Consider the following 518-nt stretch of genomic DNA (forward strand, 5'->3'; position numbering starts at 1 on the left):
CCCAGTCCCCCTAAGCCCCCCGTAATCCAATACACCCCGCGCTCTTTCCACGGCATGTGTCCTTCTTTCCCGGTTTCCTGCACTTCTTCCCAGTCCATCACCCATCGTTTCCCGTCCCTGTACCTTATCCGATCATCCATCGGGCATCCGGCGTTCTCTTCCAATTTCTTGACCATACTCGGTCCCTCTTCCTCGCCGTTCATTCCGATCAGCTGCCCGATGAATCCCGGATGTTCGAGCTGCGCCGTTTTTAACAAACCTGACAGCGCTTCAAACAGTTGCAGGCGTTCGCTTGGCACCACGACCTGGACCAATACCCGCTCTTTATGCCGTTCCTTAAATAACCGCTGAACCTCTTCAAATACCCGCACCGCGCTGTCGTCAAATCGCTCCCCGATCGGATCATGCGATTCCTCCAGCCGCACACACCGGACCTTCATTTCTTTTCGCAGGTCACTTTCCAGCCTGCCGTCTCCTTCACAGAGTACAATCACATGCTCCGCATAGGCCGCTCCTTC

At 55.4% G+C, this 518-nt stretch carries 1 protein-coding gene; it reads right to left on the bottom strand.

Features of this window, described 5'->3' with window-relative positions; translation table 11 throughout:
• Window positions 1-518 (bottom strand): Rossmann-fold NAD(P)-binding domain-containing protein (locus KVT34_RS29780; protein WP_217563248.1); only part of this gene is annotated, 518 nt, incomplete at both ends.

Source organism: Paenibacillus sp. GbtcB18, assembly GCF_019091125.1.
In the GTDB taxonomy this organism is placed as follows: domain Bacteria; phylum Bacillota; class Bacilli; order Paenibacillales; family NBRC-103111; genus Paenibacillus_F; species Paenibacillus_F chitinolyticus.